Annotated in this window: 22 protein-coding genes; 14 read left to right on the top strand and 8 right to left on the bottom strand. The window is 40.0% G+C overall.

Translation table 11 applies throughout. The features are described from left to right. The first annotated feature begins 91 nt into the window (after positions 1-91). The 5 genes from CXF76_RS03005 (at position 92) to CXF76_RS02985 (ending at position 4,570) form a co-directional block, all read left to right on the top strand. Entirely contained in the window at positions 92-1,585 is a 1,494-nt protein-coding gene (locus CXF76_RS03005; protein ID WP_101163015.1) for a hypothetical protein, read from the top strand. Positions 1,586-1,821: 236 nt separating this feature from the next. After that, positions 1,822-2,160, top strand: a complete 339-nt coding sequence (locus CXF76_RS03000; RefSeq protein ID WP_008137861.1) for a hypothetical protein — start codon at positions 1,822-1,824, stop codon at positions 2,158-2,160. Next, the gene (locus CXF76_RS02995) at positions 2,153-3,493 is read left to right on the top strand and encodes an SPFH domain-containing protein (protein WP_101163014.1); all 1,341 of its coding nucleotides are present in this window, start codon (positions 2,153-2,155) and stop codon (positions 3,491-3,493) included. Before CXF76_RS03000 ends, CXF76_RS02995 begins: the two co-directional genes overlap by 8 nt. Positions 3,494-3,695: 202 nt before the next feature. After that, on the top strand, positions 3,696-3,965 hold the full coding sequence (locus tag CXF76_RS02990) for a YrhK family protein (protein ID WP_101163013.1): 270 nt from the start codon (positions 3,696-3,698) through the stop codon (positions 3,963-3,965). Between the two features lie 89 nt (positions 3,966-4,054). Then, the gene (locus tag CXF76_RS02985) at positions 4,055-4,570 is read left to right on the top strand and encodes a M23 family metallopeptidase (RefSeq protein ID WP_101163012.1); all 516 of its coding nucleotides are present in this window, start codon (positions 4,055-4,057) and stop codon (positions 4,568-4,570) included. Positions 4,571-4,680: 110 nt separating this feature from the next. Here CXF76_RS02985 and CXF76_RS02980 read toward each other — a convergent pair whose 3' ends face one another. Both CXF76_RS02980 and CXF76_RS02975 read right to left on the bottom strand, forming a co-directional pair. Beyond that, positions 4,681-5,850, bottom strand: a complete 1,170-nt coding sequence (locus CXF76_RS02980) for an MFS transporter (RefSeq protein WP_101163011.1) — start codon at positions 5,848-5,850, stop codon at positions 4,681-4,683. Positions 5,851-6,415: 565 nt separating this feature from the next. After that, entirely contained in the window at positions 6,416-7,363 is a 948-nt protein-coding gene (locus CXF76_RS02975; RefSeq protein ID WP_007583307.1) for a sodium-dependent bicarbonate transport family permease, read from the bottom strand. A 151-nt stretch (positions 7,364-7,514) separates the two neighbouring features. Between CXF76_RS02975 and CXF76_RS02970 the strand changes: the two genes are divergently transcribed. Then, a complete protein-coding gene (locus CXF76_RS02970) occupies positions 7,515-8,459 on the top strand; it encodes a LysR family transcriptional regulator (protein WP_024590880.1) in 945 nt (314 codons plus the stop codon). 19 nt (positions 8,460-8,478) lie between these two features. Here the strand turns inward: CXF76_RS02970 and CXF76_RS02965 are convergent, their stop codons facing one another. From CXF76_RS02965 to CXF76_RS02955, 3 genes are all read right to left on the bottom strand, one after another. Then, positions 8,479-9,480 (bottom strand): LacI family DNA-binding transcriptional regulator, encoded by a 1,002-nt coding sequence (locus CXF76_RS02965; RefSeq protein ID WP_010553502.1) that lies wholly within the window; start codon positions 9,478-9,480, stop codon positions 8,479-8,481. A gap of 75 nt (positions 9,481-9,555) precedes the next feature. Beyond that, positions 9,556-11,082, bottom strand: a complete 1,527-nt coding sequence (locus CXF76_RS02960) for an MFS transporter (RefSeq protein WP_101163010.1) — start codon at positions 11,080-11,082, stop codon at positions 9,556-9,558. Between the two features lie 32 nt (positions 11,083-11,114). Further along, positions 11,115-12,443, bottom strand: coding sequence for a GH1 family beta-glucosidase (locus CXF76_RS02955; protein WP_101163009.1), 1,329 nt, complete (start codon positions 12,441-12,443; stop codon positions 11,115-11,117). A 238-nt stretch (positions 12,444-12,681) separates the two neighbouring features. On the opposite strand from CXF76_RS02955, the gene CXF76_RS02950 reads away from it, so the two are divergent. Beyond that, positions 12,682-15,258: a glycoside hydrolase family 3 protein gene (locus CXF76_RS02950; protein WP_101163008.1), complete on the top strand. Its 2,577-nt coding sequence runs from the start codon at positions 12,682-12,684 to the stop codon at positions 15,256-15,258. A 327-nt stretch (positions 15,259-15,585) separates the two neighbouring features. Here CXF76_RS02950 and CXF76_RS02945 read toward each other — a convergent pair whose 3' ends face one another. The 3 genes from CXF76_RS02945 to CXF76_RS02935 form a co-directional block, all read right to left on the bottom strand. Continuing rightward, complete coding sequence (locus tag CXF76_RS02945) at positions 15,586-17,073, bottom strand: tryptophan halogenase family protein (protein WP_101163007.1); 1,488 nt, start codon at positions 17,071-17,073, stop codon at positions 15,586-15,588. Continuing rightward, positions 17,066-18,616, bottom strand: a complete 1,551-nt coding sequence (locus CXF76_RS02940; RefSeq protein ID WP_101163006.1) for a tryptophan halogenase family protein — start codon at positions 18,614-18,616, stop codon at positions 17,066-17,068. Before CXF76_RS02940 ends, CXF76_RS02945 begins: the two co-directional genes overlap by 8 nt. Positions 18,617-18,718: 102 nt before the next feature. Then, positions 18,719-21,685 carry a TonB-dependent receptor gene (locus CXF76_RS02935; RefSeq protein WP_101163005.1) on the bottom strand — a complete coding sequence of 989 codons (2,967 nt, stop codon included), beginning with the start codon at positions 21,683-21,685 and terminating at the stop codon, positions 18,719-18,721. Between the two features lie 457 nt (positions 21,686-22,142). Here CXF76_RS02935 and CXF76_RS02930 point away from each other — a divergent pair, with 457 nt between their 5' ends. From CXF76_RS02930 to CXF76_RS02900, 7 genes are all read left to right on the top strand, one after another. Further along, on the top strand, positions 22,143-22,298 hold the full coding sequence (locus CXF76_RS02930; protein ID WP_232785088.1) for a hypothetical protein: 156 nt from the start codon (positions 22,143-22,145) through the stop codon (positions 22,296-22,298). Positions 22,299-22,362: 64 nt separating this feature from the next. Continuing rightward, positions 22,363-23,034 (top strand): hypothetical protein, encoded by a 672-nt coding sequence (locus CXF76_RS02925; RefSeq protein ID WP_101163004.1) that lies wholly within the window; start codon positions 22,363-22,365, stop codon positions 23,032-23,034. 3 nt (positions 23,035-23,037) lie between these two features. Then, complete coding sequence (locus CXF76_RS02920) at positions 23,038-23,712, top strand: Crp/Fnr family transcriptional regulator (RefSeq protein ID WP_101163003.1); 675 nt, start codon at positions 23,038-23,040, stop codon at positions 23,710-23,712. Positions 23,713-23,783: 71 nt separating this feature from the next. Continuing rightward, a complete protein-coding gene (locus tag CXF76_RS02915; RefSeq protein ID WP_101163002.1) occupies positions 23,784-24,191 on the top strand; it encodes a hypothetical protein in 408 nt (135 codons plus the stop codon). Between the two features lie 84 nt (positions 24,192-24,275). Further along, a complete protein-coding gene (locus CXF76_RS02910; protein ID WP_010553511.1) occupies positions 24,276-24,779 on the top strand; it encodes an Mpo1 family 2-hydroxy fatty acid dioxygenase in 504 nt (167 codons plus the stop codon). Positions 24,780-24,836: 57 nt separating this feature from the next. Continuing rightward, a complete protein-coding gene (locus CXF76_RS02905) occupies positions 24,837-25,628 on the top strand; it encodes an SDR family oxidoreductase (RefSeq protein WP_101163001.1) in 792 nt (263 codons plus the stop codon). Between the two features lie 61 nt (positions 25,629-25,689). Continuing rightward, entirely contained in the window at positions 25,690-26,283 is a 594-nt protein-coding gene (locus tag CXF76_RS02900) for a DUF2238 domain-containing protein (protein WP_033038325.1), read from the top strand. Positions 26,284-26,365: the final 82 nt, after the last annotated feature.

Here is a 26,365-nt window from a genome sequence, read left to right as displayed (position 1 = left end):
TCAATAAATTTCTGTTGTTTAAATCTATTTATTCAATTTATAACAATATGATTTTTAATAATAATTAAAGTGCAAAAAAGGAAGTCTTTGTATGTTTTTTAAAAAAAGTCAGTTAGCTATTTCATTAGCGTTTACGCTAGGCCTTGTTGGATGTGGCGGCGGTGGCGATGATAAAGTGGTCGTTGTAGAGCCAGTTGTAGCCAAGCCTGACCCTATAAAAGTAGACCCCGTAGAAGTTAACACTATCTCACTCACTGGTAAGGTTATTGATGGCTATGTATCTGGTGCAATAGTATGGCTAGATATTGATGGCGATGGTACTTTTGATGAGCAAACAGAACCTTCTGTAGTCTCTGAAGAATCGGGTAATTATAGTTTTAATTTTACAGAAGAGCAGGCGCTGTGTGTGCCGTATTCAACTATGTATGTTGATGTACCGGTTGGTGCAATTGACGAGGACTTAGGAGAGGTAACACAAGCGTATCAAATGTCATTTCCGCCCTCAATTGAGGCTTTGACTGATGAAGATATTCGAAATATATCTCCTTTAACAACCGTTATTTGGGAACAGTTGAGCCTTCAATTACAAAAAAGTGGTAACAATAATTTAAGTTGTGATGCACTTAAAGAAAATACTGAGTTACTTGCAAACCTTCAAAGCGAAATAACAAATGTTATGCAAAACTTGGTTGCGCATTATAATTTGTCGACAGAGCAAATTTACTCAGATTTTATTGCCACTAGTGACAGTGATGCTTACGACAGAGCACAAGCAATTGTTAAGGGACTAAAAGCGGCCTATAAATTTAAGCAAGAGCTAGATGCTCAGTATCCTGATGTAGAAGAAGTAAGAGCAGTGATTTACCAGGACACAGCAAAAGATGCAGAGTATGGATTTGAAAATGCATGGTACCGCGATAAAGTTATTTTTGCAGGCGCTGAACTTATTTATGAGCAAGTAAAGCTTCAAAATACAGACGAACTCGACAAAATTGACGTTATTTTGTCTCGATTGGATTCAACAGATACGCCTTGGGGCGAAGAATCGTTAAATGGAAAATTAACAGTTAGAGACGATGTTTCCATTAACGCCGATCGTACTTACCGATGCTCTAGCATTGAGAACGTTAGTTTTGAGCAAAGCAATGTGCTTTATGGCGTTGATAATACAAGCCCATCGGTTAACTTCCCAACAGCAGATGAATGCGTTAGTGCTAATTTAGATGCACCGTTCGAGCGAGGTTTTAGCATTAGCTATACTGAGTCAGGATCGTTTTACCAAACTGACTTTGCCTTTAGAGAGGAAAATGCCGACTTTCAAACATTATCTGATTGGGTAAATGTTAAAGACAAAGCTGCTGATTTAGACACTCAAGATTTAGTTACTGTACTCGCTGCTATGCCTTATAAGTTTGATGACGAAACATCTATTGATGCTAGCTTTTGGCGTAAATATAAAACCACAGATAATGTACGTATTACAAAAACGATTGAAGGGAAATGGTTTAGAGATACCCGCCGAGAAGATGGAACAATGGTGCATGAGTGCGGTGAAAATGGTGTTGACTGGGTGCAATGCGAATAATTTAAAAAGCACTTTGATAAATATTAGCTTAATGCCAGTCAGTTAATAACTGACTGGCATTTTTTTGTTTGAAAAAGCTTACTTTTATGTGCGGTTATAACTGTATACCTTATGAACTTTATTTTTAATCTGTTTTTTACTCGGGTTTACTGTAAAATTACTGGGTTAACATTTGTTAAGCAATGCTTACAATTGTTATTGCTCATTAAGTATTTAAACTAATTTAAGTAGAGCTTATGATTTTTTATATTATAGGGTTAAGTTTACTTGTTATTATTTTATGCGTTGCACTTTATGTAATTTACAGCAACGTACATAAAAGTCGGGTAAGAAAATCCAAAGAATACAACGTACTGTTTGATAAAGACACGATAGTGGATGATTTAATCACTCAACTAACAGAAAAAAATCAAACACAAGAAAACCAAGATAAAACAGCTAAAGGTAAAGAAGAAATCCTTGCAACATTTGTTGAGTTACATCGCTCTGGTAGCTTTTGCGCACATTTGAGTGAACAGGAAATTATTTACTTTGTTAAAAAGAAATTAAACATGGAGAGTAATAAAAATGGATAGCGAAAAAGCAGTCCCAGCAGTTAAAAGTGACTCATTTATGAGTCGGTTTGGTCGTCGTAATGTAATTGTTGTTTCATCAATTGTTGTTGTATTAGCCGTAATTGCAACGCTTACATCGCAAGTTGTTTCGTGGAATGAAGCAGATGAGCGCTTAGTACATCAATCGGCTTTTACAGGTAACTTAACCGTAATAAATCAAGCCGGCCCTTATTTAAAAGCGTTTGGTACTACATCGGCTTATAAAAAAGTAATTTCGATTAACTTTACGGGCGATGCCGGTGCAACAGCAAGCGCAATTGTACCGCTAATACCAATTCGATTTTTAGACACTACAACGGGTGGCGCACGAGGTGTTTCTCGTTTTAGATTGCCAGGCAATGTACCTGCAGCTGAATCGGGTGCTCTACGTGGTTTACTTAAAATACACGAAGAGTTTGGTTCACAAGAAACATTAATATCTAATTTATTAATGCGCGCAACCACTGAAAATGTAAAAGCGTCGGCGCGTATGATGTCGGTAGAGCAACATTACTCTGGTGGTAATGGTCAATTAAGCCAAGATTTTGCTGATCAATTAACCAACGGTATTTTTGTTACTGAACAAATTATTAGTACGGGTGAGCGCGATAAATCTGATGATTTAGGTAATTTAAGTAAACAGCAGCGCGTCACTATTAATATTAAAATGGATGATGAGGGTAATACACTGCGTAACGCACCTATTTTAGGCGCTTACGGTATTACAGTAGTTGATGCCAGCATTATTGATATTGACTACGAAAGCAAAGTAAATGCTCGCCTTGAAGCCCAAAAGCAAGCAGCTGCTGATGAAGCACTAGCGCGTCAAAATCTTAAAAAAGCTGAGCAACAAGCACGTACTGAAGTGGCTTTAGGTGAACAAGCAATTGCTAAGCAACGTGCTGAATCTGAAAAGCTAAAAATAAAAGAGCAAATTGATGCTGAGCGAATTAAGGCAAATGCCATTATTTCTGCGCAGCAACGAGTGGCTGTAAAAGCGGAGCTTGCAAAAGAGCAAGAAGAGATTTTAAAGCAACAACGTTTAGAAGCATTAGGTATGGACGTTTTAGCTGAGGCTCGTTTAAGAGCTAAGTCTGCTGCACTTGATCCAAAGTATGTATTTGATGAAACGCTAAAAGCAGAAGTTAAAATTCAAACTGCTTTATTTACAAGCTTAGGTAATAGCCGTTTAGTGCCTGAAATTGTAATAGGCGCAGGCCAAGGCGAGCAAAGTAATGGCTCTGAATTTATGCGTTTATTAGCCGCCGATGCTGCATTAAGTCTTAAAAAGCGTTTGGAAAAAGAGAAAAAATAAATAATTACTAAATATATAAACAATATTGAGGCTTAGCCTTTAAATACTTAGCCTTTAAATATTATATAAACAATAAAAACGCTGGCCAATAAGCATTGGTCAGCGTTTTTTATTGTGCGTATTTTGCTATTGTACTGTTTAGGTAAGCTTTGTGACTTATTAAACATGTATTTAGGTAATAAAAGGTAAATAGTGAGCAGTTATGGATTCGAACAGTAATCAGTTTATTTTAGATTTAGGGCAAGAGCATATTACCATTCAGCGACGATATGAAGCGCTGGGAGCGTTTAACGACTTTTTGATTGCTGTTTGGTTTTTAATTGGCAGTTTTTTCTTTTTAAATGACTCACTAATAGAAAGTGGCACATGGCTGTTTATAGCGGGCAGTGCTCAATTACTTATAAAACCTGTTTTGAAATTGATCAGCTTAGTGCATGTTAGTCGGGTATTTCATTCAAATAAAACTCCATAAATAAAACCATAAATACGACTCATGATGAGTTCAGTTATTATGGCTAATAATTTACCAGTATAAGTTATTTAAATATCAAGGATTGAAAAGTGAAAGTACTTAAGTGGATTGCAATTGGAATAGCTACTTTATTAATTATAGGCTTACTAATTCCCGAAAAAATAATGATTCCGGTACAAGGTGCCACAAGTAAAGATTGGAACCATAACACGTTTTGGTACGAGCCTTGGGGTAGGTCGGGTGTGCACAAAGGAATTGATATTTTTGGCACAAAAAATACCCCCGTAGTTGCCTCAACAAGCGGTGTTGTTATATTTGCAGGTGAGTTAACTCGCGGTGGTAAAGTGGTTGCGGTGCTTGGGCCTAAATGGCGCGTGCATTACTTTGCACATTTAAATGACTACTCGGTAAGTACAGGTGATGTGGTAAGCATAAACAGTCAAATTGGCTTACTGGGCGATACCGGAAATGCCGCAGGAAAACAACCTCATGTGCATTATTCTATTTTATCGTTAGTGCCCATGCCGTGGCTTTTTACAATGCAAAACCAAGGGTGGAAAAAGATGTTTTTTTTGAGCCCACATAAAAAACTCACTGCTAAATGATTACTTCATTATTTATAAATGACCTTGTGTAAATAATAGTTTTAGCTGTTTAAGTAAGGTATTTAACAGCTAAAATTAGTTAATAAGTAAGCGTGTATTTAAGCTAAAAATTAGCCTGCAACAGGTGTTTTACCCGCGCGAATATTTTTAATGCTTTTAATAAACATATAAATACAGGTAGTGATTAAACAGCCTGCTAAATAAAACACAATACTGTTGGGTGCATCAGATAAATTTGCAGCAAGCATAGGGCCAAATACTGAACCAATACTGTAACTGAGCAGCATAACCTCAGTTGCCGAGACTATTTTAGCCATTGGCAGTGAGTCACACGCAAGTGTTATAGCAATCGGGTAAAGTGCAAAGCTGCACGCGCCTAATATTAAGTAGCTCACTATTAATCCTGCTAAAGTGTTTGCTTGTAATATACCCACAGCACCGGCTGCGCCTACTAAACAAAACATACCCATCAATAAGCTTTTTTCAAGCCGAGTAGATAAGTAACTCACAAGCGGCTGCACGACCATGCCGCCTAAAATAATAACCGCCATAAGTGTCCCTGTGTACTGAGCTTGATCAGCCTGCGCTGAAATATAAACCGGCATTAAGCCGTAAATAGGGCCCAGTAATAAGCCTGATGCTAAGCATCCGAGCATTGCAGGGTGGCTAAGTGTTTTTATTTCTTTTAGTGGTAGTTTTTCAAGGTGCTGTTTTTCGGGCTGACCTTTGGTTATTAATAAAGGGGCTAAAATAGCTAAAAATAATAACGAGGCTACAAATAAATAAGGCGTTGAACCTTCGGTGCCAAGCGGCCCTATAGCAAGCTGACCAACGGCGCTGCCCCCATAAAGTGAGGTCATGTATAAGCCCAAACGTTTAGCACGCGACTTTGCTGTATTGGTCATTAATAACCAAGACTCAACAACTACAAACACACCGGCAACAGCAACACCTGCTACAAATCGTGCAATTAACCAGTTAACGGTATTTGGCAGTGCAAGTTGTGCAAGCACACTTACTATTAATAAACTTAAAAATAATATAAATGCGAATCGATGACCAATTTTTACCACAATGCGCTCTATTGTGGTGGCGCCAATAAGTAAGCCAAAGTAAAAAATGCTCGCAAGCCAAGGCGCTAGGTTTTCATCGAGTTTAAATGCAGGTAACGACAGCGGAATAAGGCTCATTAAAAAGCCGGATGCGATAGCAAAAAATGACAGCCCTATAACAGGCGCTAAAGGGTTATTAGAGGTGCTTGTGGCGGCTAATTCGGCCATTTGTGTTTATCGACTCTTGAAGGTAAATAACCACTGTTTTAAAGTTTGAGAGGTTACTTTAATAAAAAAATTTGCGCGAATTTAGAGCCAAATTAAAAATAAGTAAAGTGATATTTTATTAAACAATATAAATAAACTTTAAAACGATCGTTTTGGTAAATTATCGGATCTATTATGCTTTTTATTGTAGTTTTTTCATGTGGATATTGTTTTATATTTGTGAGCATTTATTAGGGCGTGTTGATCTTTGTGGATTGAAATTTGTTCAATCTAGGGGCGATTTAATCGCGGCGCGAGGTTTGTAACCTAGCGGGCTAAGTAAAAACCGAGCAACAAAGAGTTAATCGTCCCTAGAAAGAACCCAAAGGGCAGCGCATGTTTGGCATTTATGCTGCGTTATCGCCTATTTATGGGGAATAACCACACTACATAGGCTCTGCCTTGCTTGAATACCAAACAGTCTGCTGCAAAATTAATCACGAAAGGTCAACACGCCCTAATGTTAAACCCTATGTAGAATAGGGTTTAACAGGTTTTTAAAGTGATAAAATTAGCACTTATTTGTTTATTGCATTACTAGTGCAAGGTGGTGATATAAACCAATACCAACAATCACATTAAACGGAAAAGTTACACCGAGAGAGCTCAGCATAGCAAGACCAATATCGGCTTTAGGTATTGCCGCTTTTATTGCAGCGGGCGCGGCTATGTAAGAGGCGCTGGCCACTAAACTGCCCAATATAACTACCGAGCCTAATTCTAAATTTAAAAGTGTGCCTACTGCTGTGCCAATCGTGCCTAGAAATAGCGGGGTGACAATAGCAAATACCGCTAGTTTCCAATGTTTCCAAGGGATAGGACGAAGAGTTTGCGCGGCGACTAAACCCATTTCTAGTAAAAATAATGCCAGTACAACTTTAAAGCTACTTGTTAAAAGGCTCGTTACTTGGCTACCTTGCACCGTGCCGTACATCATACCGATAACCACGCCGCCAACGAGTAAAATCACACTTTTGTTCGTGAGAGTTTCGTGCCAAAGCGCCTTTAACGACAGCTCATTGTTTTGGCTGTTTTCTTTATCAAGCTTTCGGTAAAGCAATAAACCAACAATGATTGCAGGAAGTTCTAGCATCACTAAATACAAGGTGACTTCTGCGCCTACTACCAACTTAGCTGACTCGGCATAGGCGAGTGCAACAGCAAATGTACCTGCACTCACTGAGCCGTAATGTGCGGCAATACTGGCGCTATTAGCAACAGAGAGTTTAATCACGTATTTTAAAATAGGGTAAAGCATGAGGGGTATAAGTGCGCCAAGTAGCATTACCGATCCCATTTCGGGCAGTAGTTGCCAGCTTAAGTTCCCATGGAGCACCATACCGCCTTTTAAGCCGATGGTTAACATGAGCAATAAGCTTAATGTGTCGTAGGTGGCTTTTGGAATGGCAAGATCAGAGCGTAAAACACCCGCGACTAATCCTAAAATAAAAAACATAACAACAATATCTGGCACTGGCTTTCCTTACTAGGTGGTAAATTAAGTGGCGCTATTGTAGATAAAACTTTGTATAGTAAATAATAAAATAAATACGCGTTACATATAGGTATTTATCTATGGATCGTTTGCTATGTAGCTATTATTAGATAAAGATTATGAGGTTGGTATGGATTTACGACATATATCGTTTAGGTTGCTAGAAGTATTTATGAGCGTGGTTAAAACGGGTTCAATAAGCGAAACCGCAAGGCGCTTACACCTAACGCAGCCAACGGTATCGCTACAAATAAAGCGGCTGCAAGAAGCAGTAGGCGAGCCATTACTCCTTATACAACAGCAAAAGTTACACGTGACCGATGCAGGGCTTGAGCTATTTAAAACATGCCAACAGGTATTTGGGCATTTTGACGATTACCAAGATTTTTTAACCGAGCTTAATGGCGGAGCACGCGGCCGTTGTAAAATTGCCATGGTTAATACCGCGCAATATATTTTACCAAAACTGCTTGGCCCTTATAGTAATTTACATCCCCATGTTGAGCTTCCGCTTGAGATTGGTAACAGGGCAGAGGTGCTTGATAGGTTTGAGCGAGGGGAGGACGATATTTATGTATTTAGCCACCCGCCGTCGCTTGAACACGCACAAGCTGCGCGCTTTTTGCATAATCCACTGGAATTTATAGTGCCGCTAAATCATCCGTTAGCTCACGTAAAAGCCGTTAAATTAACTGATTTAATGCAGTATCGCTTTTTACTACGAGAAAATGGCTCAGCAACACGTATGTTATTTGAAAGCGAGTTGCAAAGCCGAGGCTTAGTGCTGAGCGATAGCGTACAAATGGCGAGTAATGAAGCAATACGTGTCGCGGTTGCATCGGGGATGGGCATTGCGGTTTTATCACGCCATGTACTTGCAACAGACGATACAAGTTTTAAAATTTTAAACGTAACCGATACTCATTTAGCGAGTCATTGGTATTTTGTAATGCGAACAGATAGGCACATATCGCATGCTGCACGTAACTTTTTAAAGTTTGCGCAGCAGCACGTAGAGCAATATTTAGGTACGCAGTGGGTGCGTAATGAGTTACATAACTTAGATTTAAACTAGGTTTAAATTAGGTTTAAAGTTAATTAATGTCGGGTGTTGAGTCTCTTAAAATAAGCTTTGGCTGAAACACGTGCTTTACTGTTATGCCGCTTTTTTTGTAAATGTCTTTAAGCACTAAGTTAGCCGCAGCTCGGCCCATTTCGGGAACTGGGTTATCTATTGTAGTCAGTGTTGGGTAGAGATAATTGGTAAAAATTACGTTATCGAACCCAATAATGGCTAAATCTTTTGGCAGGTTAAAACCGTGTTCGCGGGCGTATTTCATAGCACCCGATGCCATTTCGTCATTGGCGCATACAAGCGCGGTTATTTGCGCTTTATTTTGAATAAAATGCCTTAAGCCGTCGCTTCCGCCGGTTTCTTTAAAGTCGCCTATGTAAAATAGCTTTTCGTCAAAGGTTAGGTTGTACTCTGCTAGGGCTTGTTTGTGACCTTTTAAACGATTTGACGCATCTTCTTTAAACTGCGGGCCTGCTATGTACGCAATGTTTTTATGACCTTTGTTGATCATGGCTTTAGTGGCTAAGTAGCCGCCCATTACGTTGTCGAGGCTAATGCAGTTTTCTTCAATTTCTTTAACGTAGCGGCTCATTAGGTAAATAGGGGTTTTACCTTTACTTAACTCAATTAGGTACTCGTTTGATACCGCTTCTACGTGGGCAATAATAGCGTCGCAATTACGGCCTATTAAAAACTCAAAGCCGCTTTTTTCTTTTTTCTCGTCACTGTGCCCAGGCGTAATAATAACGTGTTTACCCGCAATACGAAGATGCTCTTCAATGGCTGACATCATTTGACCAAAAAACGGACCATCCAACTCAGAAACTAAAATACCGACGCTGTTTGTAGTGCTAGACGCCAAAGAGCGTGCAATAGAACTTGGCTGATAGCCTAGCTCTTTCATTGCTTCTAATACCTTTTTTTTAGTTTTTTTGCTTACGTAATCGTTGTCGTTAAGTACCCTTGAAACAGTTGATAAAGACACACCTGCCATTTCTGATACTTGATAAATTGTCGCCATTGATGTCCTAGCTTATATGTGTTTTTACTCGCGCTTTATAAAAATATAAAGCGCGAAGGGTCATTAAAAGTTAATTTACACATTACTGCGTCTAATTGCTAAGTCTTCTGTTATTTTTTGCGTCATCGCTGAGGTTAGTGGATAAATAAGCATCAATGCGGCGCCTAAAAAAGCAAATGCGGCAGGTATCCAGCTCATAAGTAACTGCATACCAGGTAGGGCTTGCGTAATTGTTAGCTCATCCATACCGTTATAGCCGTAGCCTGCAAGTACCACTAATACTAATGCACCTGCAAAACCACCACCGGTTTTTTGTACAAATGTACCTGCAGAATAAATAAGGCCTGTAGCGCGGCGTTTGTTTTTCCACTCTGAATAATCGGCTGAATCACCAAGCATACTAAAAAATAATGTTGGCATCATCGCGGCAAAAAATTCAGCAGCGCAACCAAAGGTAAATACAGCAATAAGGTTATCACTAGGTACCCAGTAAAATGCAGTAGTGAGTATGCCGCTTAGCATTAATGATGCTATAAATAGGTTTCGTTTACCCATAATTTCGGCCAGTTTACCTGTGGCAAGTGCGCCTAATATAGATACAACCAATAAGGCTATAAAGTATTGCCCAGCCATGAGTTCATTGGCTACGTGGTACTTAAAGTAGTACGCAATTACACCGTATTTTATGCCATTAAACATCATGGTTAAAAAACCAATGCCAAGTAATACCAACCAAGGTTTGTTGGTCAGAAGATCAACCATGTCGCGCTGTGATCCCGTTAAGCTTTGCTTATCTTTATTGAGCAATTTTTTAATAACGAATGTCATTGCAGCCATAACAAGGGCAAAAAATATGCCGCTGTATAAATCGCGGTAATAAAAAAACAGGGTAGTAGCAAGCAAAGGTAGGATTATAAATGGCAGGCTTTTGGTTAAATCAAACAACTCTGATTTTAAATTGCCTTCATTTGAGGCGTGCGGTGTTACACGCTCTTTGGTGGTCGCAAACGTTATAATCATTAAAATAATAAGTAAGCTGGCAAATAGGTACATAGTAAGCTGATAGCCTTTGGCATCGTCGCCGCCACCAAAAAAAGCTACTAGCTCAGGTAAAAAACCCATAACCAATAAGCCACCAGTAAACGCACCTGCAAACCTAAAACCAGAGAGCTTTGTGCGCTCTGTATCGTCTGGTGTCATTACGCCCATAAGTGCCGAGTAGGGCACGTTACTTACGGTGTAAGCAAGCGTTAAACCTATATAAGTTACGTAGGCATAAATAAGTTTGTTGGTGGTGCTAAAGTCGGGTGTAGTAAAACACAACACCATAAACAAGCCCAAAAACGGTGCCGAGTAGAGTATCCACGGTCGAAACTTACCAAAGCGCGACTGCGTTCTGTCGGCAATCATACCCATAATAATGTCGGTTACGCCATCAGATAGCCTTACCACCAAAAACAACATGGCAGCGGCGGCTGCCGATATGCCAAATGTATCGGTGTAAAACACCGCTAAATAAGCAAGCGCGCCGCGCCATACTAAGTTAGCGCCGGCATCGCCCATGGCGTAACCGACTTTTTCGTATAAAGGGAGTTTGTTCACAGTGTGTGTTCTTATTGTTATAAGCCGATAAATTATCGGCTAGTTATTAGGTTACTGTACGCTTTACCGCTGGCTTTAACAGCTCGTTTTTGTGTGTTGTAGTCTACGTGTACTATTCCAAAACGTTTTAAATATCCTTCAGCCCATTCAAAGTTATCCATTAGGCTCCACGCAAAGTAACCATCTACTTTAACGCCTTGCTCTGCTGCGTTATGCAGGGCATTTAAATGTTCGTGGTAATATTCAATACGGTCGATATCTTTTACTTCACCGTCTTTAAATTCGTCAGCCATGGCTGCACCGTTTTCGGTAATATAAATAGGTGGTAGGGTGTATTTTTCGTTTAACGATACAAGTAATTCTGTAAGCGCTTTAGGGTAAATTTCCCAGCCAATATCGGTCATTGGCGCTTTATGTGGCAGCTCATGGTAAAAGTCGGTTTCGCTTGCTTGATAATGCATGCGGGTATAAAAGTTAACCCCTAGGTAATCTAGCGGTTGAGCAATTATTTCCATATCGCCATCTAAAATATCAGGGCGGTGGGCTTTAGGTAATTGCTTAATAATATCAGGGTATTTACCTTGCATTACAGGCTGCATGTACCATTGGTTTATATAGTCATCAGCAAATGCAGTGGCTTTTAAATCTTCTTCACTTTGGGTAACGGAGTAACAAGGCGTAAAGTTAAGTACAATACCGTTTAGCGTATTTGGGCTATTTTTAGCAAGTACTTGCATAGCTAAACCGTGACCTAGTAATAAGTGGTGCGCGGCTTTACGACCAAATTCGCGGCCTACTATGCCAGGCGCATGTACGCCAATTTCGTAACCTAAGTAAGAGCTACAAAAAGGTTCGTTTAAGGTGGCGTAAGAGTGCACACGTTCCCCAAATGCTTTGGTAATTAAATCTGCGTAATGGGCAAATTCGTAAGCGGTGTTACGGTTTAGCCAGCCACCTTCGTCTTCAATGTGTTGTGGTAAATCCCAGTGGTATAGCGTTACAAAAGCTTTAATGTTACGGCGTTTTAATTCATCTAAAATGTCGGTATAAAACTTAACGCCTGTCGGGTTTAAGTGACCGCTTTTAGTCATTACGCGTGGCCACGAAATAGAAAGTCTGTAAGCGTCTACACCTAATGACTCAATTAGGTTTATATCGTCTTTCCAGCGAGTGTAGTGCTCGCAGGCTACGTCGCCATTTGAATTATCGACTATTTTGCCTTCTTTACTGCAAAAGGTATCCCAAATACATGGCAAGCGATCAGCTGCGCCGCCTTCAATTTGAAATGAGGCCGTAGCTACACCATAAGTAAAATTTTTGGCTAAAAGTGGTGAGCCACTAGGTAAAGATAATTGTTTCATTAAGAGAAAACCTCTGCTTCTTTGTAGTAAATTTTGCTTTTATTTATAGTTTATAAATTGCATTAATGGAAGCGCTTCCATATTTAATTTGATTAATCACTAAGGATGGTATTTAATAACTTTAAGGAAGCGCTTCCATATTTAGGTTAGTGGCTATTGTTAAGCAGGTCAATAGTTAAATTTAAATAACAAATAGGCGTTTCACAAAAACACACTGACACAACACAGGGCTATAAAAATGAAAAAAAGCTTAAACACTAACAGGTTACGCATGCTCCCCATTTTAATAGGAGGATTATGCGTTTTAAGTGCGTGTAATAAACAAGAGATTAACGCAAATAATAGCCAAGGCGCCGTAGCCAAAAAGGCTGAGCATGAGCAAGGTGATTTATCACTTTGGCCAACGCTTAAAAGTAAGGTAGTGAAAACGCCTGAAATTGAAAATACGATTGCACAGTATTTAAAAACAATGACGCTTGAACAAAAAGTAGCGCAGATGATCCAACCTGAAATTCGCGATATAACTGCTGCAGACATGCGCAAATATGGTTTTGGTTCGTATTTAAATGGCGGTGGCTCGTTCCCGAATGCTAATAAACATGCAACGCCTGCAGATTGGATAACGCTTGCTGAGAGCATGTATCAGGCATCAGTTGATGACTCAATTGATGGCAGTAAAATTCCGACCATGTGGGGCACCGATGCCGTACATGGCCATAATAATGTGATTGGGGCGACGTTATTCCCGCACAATATTGGTTTAGGTGCTGCTAATAACCCCGCATTAATTGAGCGAATTGCAGCAGCTACTGCAATAGAGGTTATGGCAACAGGGATAGATTGGGTATTTGCACCGACTGTTGCGGTTGTGCGCGACGACCGATGGGGCCGAACGTACGAAGGCTACTCAGAAGACTCAAGCATAGTGCGTGAATATTCAGCCGCAATTGTAAACGGATTGCAAGGCAGAGCCGATGAAGACTTTTTAAGTGATAAACGCGTAATTAGTACCGTTAAGCACTTTTTAGGCGATGGCGGCACAGTAGATGGTGACGATCAAGGTGACAACATTGATAGCGAAGAGGTGTTATATAATATTCATGCGCAAGGTTATATAGGTGGCTTAACCGCAGGTAGTCAGTCGGTTATGGCATCGTTTAATAGCTGGAATGGTAAAAAAAATCACGGCAATAAATACCTACTTACTGATGTGTTAAAAACAAAAATGGGTTTTGATGGCTTTGTTGTAGGAGATTGGAACGGACACGGACAAGTTGCAGGCTGTACAAATGAAAGTTGCCCGCAGGCTGTTAATGCAGGGCTTGATATTTTTATGGTGCCAACGGGTGCTTGGAAGCCACTTTATGAAAATACAATTAAACAAGTAAAAGCGGGCACAATAACAATGGCGCGAATAGATGACGCCGTAGCACGTATTTTACGCGTTAAATTACGCGCGGGTTTATTTGATAAACCAAGCCCCGCAAATCGAAAATATTCAGGTAAATTAGAACTAATAGGTGCGCCAGCACATCGCGATATTGCCCGCCAAGCCGTACAAGAGTCGTTAGTACTGCTTAAAAACAACAATCATTTATTACCGCTTAACCCATCAAGCAATATACTGATTGCAGGCGATGCGGCCGATAACATAGGCAAGCAATCGGGCGGTTGGAGTATTACGTGGCAGGGAACTAATAATCAAAATGCAGATTTCCCTGGAGCAACGTCTATTTATGCGGGGCTAAAAACGCAAATAGAGGCTGCTGGCGGTAACGCTATTTTAAGCCCAACGGGTGAATTTAATACCAAACCCGATGTAGCCATTGTTGTATTTGGTGAAGAACCATACGCAGAGGGGCATGGCGATAAAGACAACCTTGAGTTTGAACGTAACAATAAACGTTCTCTTAAAATATTAAAAACATTAAAGCAGCAAGGTATTGCGGTGGTATCGGTGTTTATATCGGGCAGACCAATGTGGGTTAACAGCGAACTAAACGCGTCAGATGCATTTGTAGCAGCATGGCTTCCTGGCACTGAAGGACAAGGCATTGCAGATGTTTTATTAGCGGATGCAAGTGGGCAGGTACAATACGACTTTAAAGGTAAGTTGTCGTTCTCGTGGCCTAAATCGCCACTACAAACCGCAGTAAATAAGGGTGATGCTGATTACTCACCACTATTACCCTACGGCTTTGGCTTAACGTATAAAGATGAAAGTACGCTTGGCAATAATCTAAATGAAGACTCAGGTGTTGATATTAGTAACCTTGCGCCGCTATCTATCTTTAATGGCAGTTTTAAAACACCGTGGCGTTTGTTTTTAAATTCAAACAGCGAGCAGCACCAAGTAGCAAGTAACAGTGTAAAGCTCGGCAGCATTACTTATCGCACTGAAGACAAAGCGATTCAAGAAGATGCGATGCAATTTAATTTTGATGGCACTGCAGCCAGCTACATCGAAATTAATAGCAACTTTACCGAAGACAAAGTGGCCTACATTGAAGCAAATTCGGCCCTTAGCTTTAGCTATAAAGTAAACCAAATACCTAGCTCACAGACATACCTTGCAATGAAGTGCGAACAAGGTTGTGGTGGCGAGCTTGATATTACCAATGAGCTTAAAAATACTGATTTAAATACATGGCAAACCATGAGTATAGATTTAACGTGTTTTGCTAAAAAGGGCGTTGATTTTGCTAGAGTAATCAGCCCTTTTATTATTAAAACGGCAGGAGAGCTTAACGTTTCAGTTGCAGATATTAGCTTTGAACCACAAAGCGCTAAAAGCGCCGTGGTTAAGTGTGAATAATAGCGTGCTTATAAGTTAAGTTTATTGTGTGTTGTCTCAAAGCCCTAAGGGCGTGTTGATCTTTGTGGATTGAAATTTGTTCAATCTAGGGGCAATTTAATCGCGGCGAGAGGTTTGTAACCTAGTGGGCTAAGTAAAAACCGAGCAACAAAGAGTAAATTGCCCCTAGGCAGAACCCTACGGGCAGCGCATGTTTGGCATTTATGCTACGTTATCGCCTATTTGTAGGGAATAACCACACTACATAGGCTCTGCCTTGCCTAAAAACCAAACATACTGCTGGAAATTCAACCACCAAAGAACAACACGCCCTAGTAAGGGCTTTTTTTATGCTGGGCAATACTGCTTTAAAAACTCATGATGAGATGGTAATTGGCTGACGCGTTGCTCTATTTGTTGCTTAATACCGTGTAAAAAACGGGTGAGTTCTTCATCGCTCATCATGCTGGCTATTAAGTGATGTTGATTAGGCTCAATGCCTTGACCAAGCATAACTTGCACCCACGAATCGACTCTAAAAATGTCGCCATCGTCTAAAAATACACGGCCGGTTTGCTTAAACAAATCAATTTTATGTTGAAGTGTTTTTGGCACCTCCATCGCACTACAGTGTTGCCAAAACTCGCTGTCATCGCGATTAGTTACTTTGTAGTGCAGCACAATAAAGTCGCGAATATTTTCAATTTCGCTTTTAAGTTGTTTGTTGTATTCGTCAATGGCGTGATTGGTAATGCCATTAAACGGAAATAAACGCATAAAGCGAATAATACCCGACATAATTAAGTGAATGCTGGTGGACTCAAGTGGCTCTACAAAACCGCTAGCAAGGCCAAGCGCCAGGCAGTTTTTGTTCCAGCCTTTTAAGCGACGCCCTGTTTTAAATTTAATAATACGCGGTTCTGTAAGTGGCTCGCCCTCAATGTTATTTAATAGTAGCGCTTTGGCTTGTTCGTCGTCCATATATTGGCTGCAATAAACTAATCCGTTGCCTACACGGTTTTGCAGCGGTATACGCCATTGCCAGCCGTTTTTATGGGCAATAGAGCGGGTAAGTGGCAATACGGTCTCGCTGGTTGATTTTGTTTGCACCGCAATGGCGCTGTTACACGGTAGTAAATGCGACCAGTCTTCGTAGCCAGTATGTAATGCTTGCTCTATTAATAAGCCTCTAAAGCCGGTGCAATCAATAAAAAAGTCGCCGTTAATGTGCTCGCCATTATTTAAAGTAAGTGATTCTATATGGCCCGTTTTAGTGTTTTTTACTACTTTTTGTATTTTACCTTCAATGCGTTTTACACCTAATGGCTCTGAAAATTCACGTAAAAACTGCGCGTAACGCGTAGCATCCATATGGTAGGCATAGTTAATGGGATTTTGCTGATTAAACGCAAATTTACCGGCTTTAGCCGCTTGCAGCTCGTAGCAGTAATCGCCAAATGGGTTGTTTATTCCAAGTGCTTTACCTTGCAGCCAAAAGTGATGAAATTCACCCGCCCAACATTCTTTGCCCGTTGCGCCAAATGAGTGAATATAATGCGTGTTTTCATCGCCCCAGTTTTCAAAGCTAATACCTAATTTAAAGCTTGCTTGGGTGGCTTTCATATATGCTTGCTCGTTTATACCCAGCAATTTATGAAATGTACGAATAGGCGGAATTGTTGCTTCGCCAACACCCACAGTGCCAATATCGTCAGATTCAACAAGGGTTATGTTTATATTGTTACCAACTAGTTTAGCAAGTGCCGCTGCGGCCATCCAACCTGCAGTGCCGCCTCCAGTAATTACTACGTTTTTAACAGCGTTTGTTTTAGTCATTATGTGGCTGCCCATTATTTGATAAAAGGTGATTTAAAAGCGCGCGATTACTTGGCAGTCCATTTAAACACTGCGCTATTTTTTCGCGATTTTGCTGATAATAGTAATCCCCAGCACGTGGGTCGTTAAATGTATTTTGTGCAGATACTGTTTGTGTATTAAAGCCCATGCCATATAAAACGTATTGGTAACTGCTTGATGAAAACACTTCTTCGTTTTCAATAAAATCAAAGCGGCTAGGGGGCTGAAATTGCCAAAGTTTAAGTAAGTTTTGCAGGCGCTCGGGTGCGGTATTTAAATTACTAATATCTTGCCAATAGGAAGTGTCGTCGCGCTCGCTTAGCACATAATGTAGTTTTAAAAATTCAATAACACGCTGCCAACGCGTGCTAAAACGATCATTAAAACGCGTTTCAAGCTGGCTCATGTGGGTGCGGTTTTGCGGTAGTTGCTCGCTTATCATGCTAATTGAAAGTTCAACCATGGCAAGTGCTGACGCTTCAAGTGGCTCTAAAAAGCCAGCTGACATACCTACAGCAACACAGTTTTTAATCCAAAATTTTTGCCTGTAACCAGGGCTGAATTTTAATACGCGGTAGTTAAGTTGCCCTGCTTGTTGCTCACTGGTACTTTTAGCTATGTAGCTTTTTAGTGTATTTGTTGCGCTTTCATCACTTTGATAATTACTACTAAATACATAACCTGTGCCACGGCGTGTTGGCAGGGCTATATCCCAAATCCAGCCGTTACTTTGCGCTGTAGATAGCGTAGCAGAGGCAATTGGTTGATTGATGTGTGCATTAGGTATTTGCGCCGCAACAGCGCTGTTATTAAATAAAATATGATCTTGCGCTATAAACTCACTATTAAAATGCTCACCAATTAAACGAGCATGAGAGCCTGAGCAATCTATAAATAAATCACCTGTTATATCGCCATTATTATTTGTTTTTAATGAGGCAATATAGCCATGCTCGTCGTTAATAACCTCGGTTACATCGTCAGTAATATGCGTAACATTTAGATTTTTAACACAGTGATTTTTTAAAAACCCAGCAAATTTACCCGCATCTAAATGATAGCCATAGTTGGTAACTGCTGCATATTCTGGTGTTTGTAATTGCTTTGGGGCAAGTGCTGCTTGGCATACAAAGCTTTGCATATTAACAACGTCGGCAAATTTTTGATCAGGTGCAATACGTTGCCAGCTGGCGTGTAAATTAGTGTGCTCGTAGCCTTGTGGATTCATAAAAGGGTGGTAGTAGTTTTCTCCTTCGCCGAGGTTGCGCCAATTTATAAATTTAGAACCTTGCTTAAATGATACGTCGCACTGGGTTATAAAATCAATTTCTTTAATGCCAATGCGTTGTAGGGTGTTACGCATTGACGGCCACGTGCCTTCGCCCACACCTATTATTGGCACGTTTGCCGACTCCACTAACGTTACATTAAGGTGCGGGTGTTCGGCGGCTAATAAGCCTGCGCTTAGCCAGCCGGCAGTGCCACCACCTAAAACGACTATTTTTGTTATTGGTTTGGTCATGAGTTAACACCCTAAAGTTGATAACAATTAAACTAGCATTAATACTGTTTTAAATACAAAAAAGCCGCTAGTAAAAACTAACGGCTTTACTTTGTATTACCTTTAGAAGTTGTAACGCATACCAATATTGTAACGTGCACCTAGCTGTTGTAGGTTCCACAATTGAACTGACGTACGGCCATGTTCGCGGCTGTTTTGTTCAGTAATATTAAGGCCTTCAACAAAAAACGATAGTTGCTCGCTGTAGTTGTACGCAACATTAAAGTCGATTTGATAATATTCTTCAGTAAAGCCTGGCTCATTTACGTATCGAGCTGCGCTATTTAAAAACTTATCACGCCAGTTGTAAGCAATACGTGCTTGAAAATCGTCGTTTTCGTACATTGCAATAAAGTTAGCTGTGTCGCTTAAACCCACTAGTGCAAATTGTGTAGTAGTAGGGTCGGCGTTTACATCAAAGTCTATGTCGCCATTAACAGTGGTGTAGTTTGCTTGCACCCCAAAACCGCTTTCACCAAAAAAGTGCTGAAAGGCAATTTCGAAACCATCAATTGTGGCATTTTTATTGTTGGTAGGTACTTGCGCTGTAAATTCTAGTAATGGGTCATCGCTGTTAGCAATTACATCGTAGGCGGCTTCAAACTCTTCGTAGGTCATAGAGTCAAAATCAACATTGTTTTCTGTTGCGGCAACCATTTGAAATAAGTTTGAATCGGTTAGGGCAAGTCCGCGAGATTCTAGCTCAGCAATGGCAGCTTGAGCGCGAGGGCCCGCTGTTGCATCACGTAATCCGTAGTAGTTTTGTGTCATTGGTGTTAAACCAATAAAGTTTTCGATGTCTTTAGTGTAATAACCTACCGACACATAACTTGTTTCTGCAAAGTACCACTCAGCCGATACATCAATATTATCTGATTCTAGCGGCACTAAACCAGGGTTACCTGTTGACGCTGTAGCCGGTGAAGAACCCGCTAAAAGAGTAGGGGCACCTGGTACACCAACAGTCGCTGCTGAACTTAAGTTGTCGTAAGTTGGGCGAGCAATTGTTGTGCTATAAGAAAAACGCGCTTTCACGTTTTCGATTACTTCTATGTCAAAGTCAAAGCTTGGTAAAAAGTGATCGTAGCTAGATTTAAGCGTGAAATCTTCTTTATCTGAGCCAAAACGAACGTTAAAGTCGTTATTACCTTCCCATGCTACTGCGTTAGGTAAGTCGATATTAGCCGTTGAGGTAATGTCGGTAGACTCTTGGCGTGCGCCAATAACAATGTTGTATGGCATATCGCCAATGTAGCCGTTGTAAGTAAATTGCACAAACGCTGCGGTTATGTCTTCTTCAATGGTGCGGTTAGTTGCAAATGCGCCATCGGCTGCAAAGTTAAAGCCGTATTCATCACCAGCCCAGTAACCAATTTGCGATGCGCTGCCGGTATAACCTTGGTTGAACGAGCCCGATGTATCGTAGTCGTCAAACTCAGCTAAAAAGTTTGTAGGATTTAGGTAGCCATCAGGTAGTTCGCCTGGGTTTTCGATACCCCAGTTACCCATTGTATTACGTGTAAGTGATTGTAGTGAATGGCTTTCCATAGAGCGAGACTCTATACCAAAGTCAATTGCACCGTTTTCAATTTCGTATTTACCATGGATTCTAAATTCTGTTATTTCAGACTCTTGGCGAGCAAAGTTAGAATCTAAAATAGACGTACCCACATCAGAGGCATCTAATGTGTTATTACAATTTAAGTTGTCTCGGCGGCAATCATCAAAATCGATACTCATTGATGGCAGTTCGCGGCTAAAATCAACTTCTTGTGCGTTAACTACGTTTGCGCCCAAGCCTGCGTTTACCCAGCTGCCGTAAGGTGCATCTGGTTTGCTAGTGGCTTTTGAATTGTGCGCATCAAACATAAAGCTCAATTCTGAATTGAAATAGTATTCAACGTTTAAACCAATAGAGTCGTTTTGGTTAACTTGGTTTAGCTCTTGAAATGCTAAACCTAAATCGCGTGTTTGCTGATCGCGACGTTCTTCTCGGTAATAAATAGGGGTTTTTACCGTGTTATCGTCAAACGTTAGCGCGCTTTTGTAGTTATCCATCCATATTGATTGCTCAGCACGGGCTTCGAACAAATCTTGCTTAGAATACGTGTAATCAAGCGTGGCTGTTAAATCGTCAATTGGGCTGTACTGCAGTGTTAATTGCGCGTTTGTACGAGTACGTTCTCTGTCGGCAATGGTGTAGCGCAAATCTGATGGCATTGAATAAAGCTGACCAACAGCGGGTGCATTAGTTAAAACAATATCGTCTGCAGCTTGTGGGATTGTGCCGTCAAAAGCAGATGTATTCCATTGATTTACAAACGCACCTGTTGATGAGCTATCGCGCTGTTGCATGCTTGCAGTTAACGAGGCACCAAATTTAGCTTCACTGTCGGTCCAGCTAATTAAGCCCGAAAGCTCAGGTGTTATGTCATCACCAACACGGTTTGTTGAGTCATGTAATGCTTTTACGCCAATGCTTGAAACAAAGCCTGGATTGTCGAGTGGGCGAGCCGTATTAATATTAATTGTTGCGCCAATACCACCTGATGCAATACTTGCTTTACCTGTTTTATATACTTCAACCGATTTAACGCTATCAGATGCTAAGTTTGCAAAGTCAAAAGCACGAGAGCTGGGTGTACCACCGCCTGCAGGCAATGAAGCTGCCGGCATAGTTCGACCGTTTAGGGTTACCATATTGTAGTCGGGACCAAAACCACGAACCGTTACTTTAGAGCCTTCACCATTTGAACGATCAATCGACACACCCGTAATACGCTGTAGCGACTCTGCTAAGTTGGTATCGGGGAATTTCCCAATATCTTCAGCTGATATAGCATCTACAACACCTGCGGCGTCGCGTTTTAATCGAGTTGACTCTTTAATACTGCTTTTAAAACCAGTAACTTGAATTACTTCAACATCTGTATTTGCTTCTTGTGCATATACAGGCAAAGAGATTGATGCGCCTAAAATCAGAGATAGGCTGGTCGCTATCTTTGTTTTTCTTACAATATGGTTGGACATTCGGTTTCCCTCGCGCTTTTATCATTATTATTAACAGCTTGTATGGGGCTGTTATTGTGTAGTTATAAACATTGTCAAATGTGTGGAAGCGCTTCCAGAAAGATCTGTTTAACTGGAATTTGTGGAAGCGCTTCCAGAAATGCTAGTTTAAATTTTAAATAGGGTCAACTATTGTTTTAATAAAATGAGACTAAATTGTTTTTAAAATGTATTTTTTTAGATTTAATTTTATTTAAATTATAAATTACAAGTGGTTATAAAAAACCGTTTTAAATAGTTGTGTAACAACATTTTATTATGAGAAAACCGATTATTGATTCATTTAGTTATTTAAACACTTTTATAAGGTGTTTAAATCAGCTTTTAATACTAGCTAAAATTAATAAATCGGCCGTTGGTCACTCAACAAAAAAATAGGTACATTTGCTAACTTAGCGAAAATGCCGATGTAGTGATTATGTACAACGCAATTGATGAAAACGCATCAAGCGGCGGTTCTATCTCAGTTTATGAATCGGTCATTAAAAAGCAGCAATTGTTTAAAAAATCGTTAATTAAATCACTAAAAAGTAACGTAGTTTTTGCAGAAGATGGTTTAAAAATAAACTTATAAAGTATTGCGCATAAGAGTGTTGCGGGCCGCTAGTTTTATCGCTATTTTAAAGGCTCTCTCATAGATGGATTTTATTATGCGCATTAAATTTTTAGCGAGCTTTTATTCTTTCTTCTTGTTTGCACTGTTTGGTTGTGACGACCAAAGCATGGCAATGCAAGATAGCCCTCAGCTAAATAGTAATGCAAGTAACTCACCCTCTAATCTCAAAGTAAACACACCTCCTGTAGCTCAAAAAAACGAACCCGCTTTAGTCGTCGGTATGCTAGCTACGCACTGTAAAAGTAATGAAGCAGCCTACATTAACGCAAAAATGCATAAAGTTGTGCGCAACCCAGATGAAAATACAGCTTACAAGTTAGAGCCTACCGAGAAGGTACTTTCTGTTTGTGTTGCAAAAGATGACTCATCGCTTAGTTATCGATTTGGTCGTATTAACGACATAGGGCTTGAAAAAGAAGCTTCACCAGATGCACCATTTGGTAGTTACTACAGGCAAGTAGGACGTATTGGCGAGAGTATTTTATTTTTTAGTAACGGCGAATATCATTACTATATTATTAACTCAGGCGGCATGGGAAGTGGTGTAACCGTTAATGTTTATAAAAACGATACATTAATTTCGGAGCTGTTTTCGGGTAATGATCCTTACGATGATTTTGTTATAGCAACCGATTTAAATTTCCCTAAAAAATTGGTTATCGAAAAACAGCCATTTAATAAGCAAATGCAGTAAATAATGACTCCTCAGCAGCAAAACGTTATAGAGCAAGGGCATTGGTTTAAAAGCCGCAGCGCTTATTTAAAAAGCTTTTTATTAACGCAGGGCAAAACGCTCTCACTAAAGGCTCAGCAGTCATTATTTTTGCGAGGTGATAAGCACGATGGAATTTATGCAGTGCTTAGCGGCGTGGTGCGTATTAGTGGCGTAAGTAACGAAGGCAAAGAAGCCGTACTCAGTTTTATTGATTCATCACTGTGGTTTGGCGAAGTTACCTTGTTTGATGGTGGCCTGCGCACTCATGATGTATATGCTCAAACTGATGTTGTGCTTTTTTACGTGCCCCAACGCGCGCTTGAACAGCTATTAAACGAACAGCCACAATATTGGCAAGAGTTTGGTTTATTGCTGGCACAAAAGTTACGCCTAATGTTTACCTCAATGGAAGATCACGCATTACTAAGCGCTGAGCAAAAAGTATGCAATCGACTTTTAATGCTTAGCGAACATACAGAGCACTTAACACCGCTTGTTTTATCTCAGCAGCAACTTGCTGATATGACCTACCTAACGCGCCAAACTATTAATCAAATACTGCAACAGCTTGTTAGCCTACAAGCCATTAGTTTGGGGTATCAACGCATAACTGTTTTAGATAAACAAAAGCTACAAGCGCGTGCTACACAAGCTTAAATAGAGACCGCTTTATTTAGTTGGAACCAAAATTGCTACAGATAATGTAACGCAACAATGGATTTGAGCTAATGACTACAATAACCTTTAAAAATCAATATAGTAATTATAACTCTCCTACAGTAAATAAAGCGGCAGGTCCAAGCGAAGTTGCGGCAACTAATACCCTCCCTAATGAAAAAACAAGTGATGCTAAAGGCATTACCTCAGCCCCTAAAGAACCAACGTTTTTAGAAAGTGCTCAAGAAGCGTTGGTTTATCAGCGCTTAGGTGTAAACAAAAACAAAATAGACGAGCTAAAAGCGACAATAGAAGAGCTCATTAAAGAACAGCAAAGTGAGGGCGCAGACCCTAGCGCAATTGCTGATAAAATAGAGGAACTTCAAAAAATGCTTGAGCAAGAGTATCAAAAAGGGCGTGAGCGAACGGATATGAAAGGTGAGCATGAGCCGGGTAAAATAATTTCTGCATTTGTTTAATTTACAAAATGTCGGATACCTGACATTGTTGCTGTGCTTACTTTTGCTAAAGTAAGTTTTATATATAAAAATAAAGGCAAAACAATGAAAACACTTCAACAGCAACTTGGTAAATATGGTTTGTATCATCGTTCTAAGCGTAATGTACTAACGCACTTTATTGGTATTCCGCTCATTGTATTTGCAGCGTTGTGTTTACTAGCGCGCATTCAAATACCCCTTGGTAGTGTAGTAATTGATGGTGCACAACTTTTTGTATTAGCGTCGGTTGTTTATTATTTTATGCTGAGCTTTTCGCTTGGCTTTATTATGGCCGTGATATTCACTTTACTCCTTGTTGGTGCTCAGCCTATTGCGGCAATGGCGTTTTGGCCTTGGTTGAGTATTGGCGTAGGTGTGTTTGTATTTGGCTGGGTATTGCAGTTTATTGGGCACTATTACGAAGGTAAAAAACCGGCGTTTGTAGATGACCTAATTGGTTTAATTATTGGCCCTTTGTACGTAACTGTTGAACTACTATTTTTAATGGGTTTTTACAAAACATTAGAAGATGAAGTAAACGCAATAGCAGGCCCTACAAAGGCGTAAAATACTTTTCTAAGTACCTTTAAAACTTAATAAATAACAATAAAAGGCAGATAACGCATGCAATATAATAATAAAACCGTGTGGATCACCGGCGCATCATCAGGTATTGGTAAAGAGCTTGCTATACAATTTGCCGAGCTTGGCGCGCGCGTTATTTTATCGGCGCGCAATATAGATAAACTAAACGATTTAAAAGCAACGCTTAAAGGCGAAGGGCACTTAGTTGTGCCGCTGGACTTAGCCCAGCCAGAGCATGTACTGAGTACAATAACAGCAAAAATGAGCGAGCTTCCTGCAATTGATATTTTAATTAATAACGGCGGCGTATCGCAGCGTAGCTTATTTTTAGAAAACGACTTTAACGTGTATCGCCAATTAATGGAGGTTAATTACTTTGGCTTAATTGCACTTACTAAAGCTGTATTGCCTACTATGGTGGCAAGGCGCAGTGGCTCAATTGTGTCTATTAGTAGTGTGGCGGGTAAAGTTGGTTCAAAATTTAGAACGGGTTATTCGGGTTCTAAATATGCGGTTGTTGGTTTTATGGATTGCCTACGTGCAGAAGTAGCACAACATAATATTCATTGTTTAACAATTTGCCCAGGCTCTATTAAAACAGCAATTGCGCATAACTCACTAAACGAGCAAGGCATAGCGCAAAATAAACCAGAAGAGTCGATAGAAAATGGCATGGATGTAAGCGTAGCGGCTTCAAAAATGATTCGTGCCATTAGTAATAAAAAAGACGAAGTGATTATTGGCAAAGGTTTAAGTGGCTGGGCGCCCACAATTAAGCGTTTTTTTCCTACTTTGTTTAATCGCATTACCGCAAAAACAAACTATAGGTAGCGTCGTTTATTTCAAAGGCGTAAAATGCCGTAAATTTGATCAATTTAGAAAAGGATTCTAAATGAAGTATTTATGGCTGAGCCTGTTTTTTATTGTATTAATTTGGTCTGGTATTAACCCAAAAGATCAATTTACATGGCTGCTTGAAGTTATCCCCGCAATTATTGGTTTAGTGCTGCTAGCAAGTACCTATAGCCACTTTAAACTTACCCCTATTTTATATACATTTATTTTAGCGCATTGCATAGTGCTGATGATTGGCGGGCATTACACCTACGCCGAAGTCCCTTTGTTCGATAACCTATTTGGTAGCGAGCGTAATAACTACGACAAAGTAGGGCACTTTTTTCAAGGGTTTGTACCTGCACTACTAGCACGCGAAATTTTACTGCGCAAAAAAGTAGTAAATGGTCGAGGTTGGTTAATCACCTTTGTTATTTCGGTATGTTTAGCATTTAGCGCGTTTTACGAATTAATAGAATGGTGGGTTGCAGTATTAAGCGGCGAAAACGCAGAAGCGTTTTTAGGCACGCAAGGTTACGTGTGGGATACCCAATCAGATATGGGACTGGCGTTATTTGGGGCAATTTGCTCGCTATTAGTACTTTCAAGAGTACACGACAAACAGCTAAAAAACGTTAAAGATTATTTATAGGCTATAGGAACGTTAAAGACTATTTATAGGAACGTTCTATAGAAATGTTTATAAAAACATTGATAAAAAAGACTATTAACTT

Source organism: Pseudoalteromonas sp. 78C3 (assembly GCF_002836695.1).
Taxonomy (GTDB): Bacteria; Pseudomonadota; Gammaproteobacteria; order Enterobacterales; family Alteromonadaceae; genus Pseudoalteromonas; species Pseudoalteromonas arctica.
Note: the sequence above shows the minus strand (reverse complement) of the source record. Positions and strands in the feature narration are given on the sequence as shown.